This window comes from Segeticoccus rhizosphaerae (genome assembly GCF_009192725.1).
In the GTDB taxonomy this organism is placed as follows: domain Bacteria; phylum Actinomycetota; class Actinomycetes; order Actinomycetales; family Dermatophilaceae; genus Segeticoccus; species Segeticoccus rhizosphaerae.
Window position 1 is genome coordinate 1 of sequence record NZ_VOHR01000440.1, and the last position, 2,570, is coordinate 2,570.

The following is a 2,570-nucleotide window of genomic DNA, read 5'->3' on the forward strand; positions in this document are numbered from 1 at the left end:
CGATCGTCCCTAGCGTTCGGGTCATGATCTGCATCGCTGCGTACCATGAGGTGATGATCCGCGAGTTCGCTCCGACCGCGGCCGGCCGCTGGGTCGGGGGTCCCGGCGGTGGCGTCGGGGAGGTTCTCGCTGTTGCTCATCGCCCGCGAGCCTAGCGTCCGGTATGCGCCACCCGGCTGCGACACGACCGCGCCGGTCTCAGCGTGTCTCGTGCTTGCGCGCCCTGGACATCAGGGCCTCGCCGACCTCGCTGGGGCTCTTGCCGTGGTGGATCACCGCGGCCACGTTCTCGACGATCGGGACGTCGACGCCATGGTGTTGCGCCAACGCCAGGATCGATTGGCAGGACTTCACGCCCTCGGCGGTCTGCCTGGTGGCGGCGATGACCTCCTGCACGCTCATACCCCGACCCAGGTTCACTCCGAAGGTGTGGTTGCGCGACAGCGGGGACATGCAGGTGGCGATCAGGTCGCCCACCCCGGCCAGACCGAGGAACGTCTGCGGATCAGCGCCGAGAGCCACTCCGAGCCGGGCGATCTCGGCCAGACCGCGGGTGATGATCGTGGCCTTGGTGTTGTCGCCCATTCCCATGCCCTGCGCCATGCCGACCGCGAGCGCGATGACGTTCTTGACCGCTCCGCCCAGCTCGGTGCCCACGACGTCGTTGTTCGTATACGGGCGGAAGTAGGGCGCGTCGGACGCGTCAGCGACCAGCTCGGCCGTGTGGTCGTCGACGCACGCCACCACCGTCGCCGCCGGTTGCTTGGCCGCGATCTCCGGCGCGAGGTTGGGTCCGGACACCACGACGATCCGCTCCGGCGGCACCCCGCCGACCTCGGCGATCACCTCGCTCATCCGCTTGGTCGTGCCCAGCTCGACCCCCTTCATCAGCGAGACGACCGCAGCGTCCGCAGGAAGGAGTGGCGCCCATGTCGCGAGGTTGCCGCGAAGCGTCTGGGAGGGGATCGCCAGGATGACGATCTGCGCGCCGTCGATGGCCTCCGCCGCGTCCGTGGTCGCCCGGACCGCGTCAGGTAGCACGCGTTCCGGCAGGTAGTCCGCGTTGACGTGGGTGGCATTGATGCGGTCGGCCAGCTCCTGCCGCCGCCCCCACAGCCGGACGTCACAACCGGCATCGGCGAGGATCCCGGCATACGCCGTGCCCCAGTTGCCCGTGCCGAACACCGCGACACGCGTCATGGTGCACCTCCCTTTCTCCGGGGTCTGCGACTGCCCTTGCCGTTGCGCTCGTTCGTGGTCGGGTCGAACCGCTGTGCCGGCGCGTGCTCCGACCGGATCTGCTCGAGGATGGCGGTGATCGCGGCCATGATCCGGTCGGTCGCCTCCCTCAGGACCTGAGCGTCCACCTCCCGGTCGTAGAGGTCGGAGAGGTCCACCGCCGGGCCGGCCCACACGTGCACCGTCCTGCGCGGCCACAGGTGCGGGACCTTGGTGTAGGGCGCCAGGATCCGTTCCGGTCCCCACTGGGCGACCGGGATGACGGGGCAGCGCGTCGCCAGGGCCACCCGCGCGGCGCCCGTCTTCCCGGTCATCGGCCACAGGTCCGGATCGCGGGTCAGCGTGCCCTCGGGGAGGATCGCCACGCACTTGCCGGCCTCGACCGCCGTGACCGCCGAGGTGAAGGCGTCGGAGGCGCGCGCCGTCCCGCGGTGGACCGGGATCTGATCGGCGGCGCGGACGATCCGGCCGACGACGGGCACGCGGAACACCGACTCCTTGGCCAGGAAGCGCGGAGCGTGCCCGTGGTCGACCATGAAGTGCGCGAAGGCGATCGGATCGACGTGTGACGTGTGGTTGGGGGTGACCACGAAGCCGCCCGAGTCGGGGAAGTGCTCGCTGCCCCGCCAGTCACGCCTGGTCAGCAGGACCGACAACGGACGCAGGATCGCCACGCACAGCCGATAGGCCCGCGGCATCTGGTGCCGCGCCGCGTTCCACGACAACTGACTCTCCTGCGGGAGTTCGACGGTGAACCGCCATCCTCGCTGGCGAGGGGGGTCCGTGTCGAGCGAGGCACGCCCACACTGAGATCATCGGGACGATGCCCCCACCACCCAACGACTGGCGCATCGTGGTCCCCGTCAAGGATCAGGCCCACGCCAAGTCGCGACTGCACCCACCCGACGGTGTCGAACGCGCCGCACTCGCGCACGCGTTCGCCCTCGACACCCTGTCGGCCGTCTTCGCGACGCTGCCGCCGGCTCACGTCGTCGTCGTGTCCTCCGACGCGGCGATCCGGACGTTCGCCGAGGGACGCGGCGCACGCGTCGAGGCCGACCCGGCTGCCGGCCTGAACCTCGCTCTGCGCCAAGGATTGCGGCGGATCGCGGAGGAGCCCTTCAGCGGGGGAACCGGCCTGCTCCTCGGCGACCTTCCCGCGTTGCGTCCGGAGGACCTCGAGCAGGCCCTGGTGGAGTGCGCGAAGCACCCGCGATCGGTCGTACCGGACGCGACCGGCGAAGGCACGGTGTTGCTCGCGGCGCAGCGCCGGGGCGACCTCGAGCCCCGGTTCGGCCCGGGATCGGCCCGGGCCCACGCCGAGCGGGCCC

Annotated in this window: 3 protein-coding genes; 1 reads left to right on the plus strand and 2 read right to left on the minus strand. The window is 70.9% G+C overall.

The features are described 5' to 3' along the window. Positions 1-198: 198 nt before the first annotated feature. Complete coding sequence (locus FRW57_RS20290) at positions 199-1,200, minus strand: NAD(P)H-dependent glycerol-3-phosphate dehydrogenase (RefSeq protein WP_137121816.1); 1,002 nt, start codon at positions 1,198-1,200, stop codon at positions 199-201. Continuing rightward, positions 1,197-1,964, minus strand: coding sequence for a lysophospholipid acyltransferase family protein (locus FRW57_RS20295; protein WP_238384698.1), 768 nt, complete (start codon positions 1,962-1,964; stop codon positions 1,197-1,199). Before FRW57_RS20295 ends, FRW57_RS20290 begins: the two co-directional genes overlap by 4 nt. Positions 1,965-2,062: 98 nt before the next feature. Here FRW57_RS20295 and cofC point away from each other — a divergent pair. Further along, positions 2,063-2,570 (plus strand): 2-phospho-L-lactate guanylyltransferase (cofC, locus tag FRW57_RS20300; protein ID WP_152186909.1); only part of this gene is annotated, 508 nt, incomplete at its 3' end.

What these genes read in the sequence shown, in the direction of transcription:
- FRW57_RS20290 (WP_137121816.1), bottom strand. Translation starts at nt 1,200, where the DNA reads ATGACGCGTGTCGCGGTGTTCGGCACGGGCAACTGGGGCACGGCGTAT.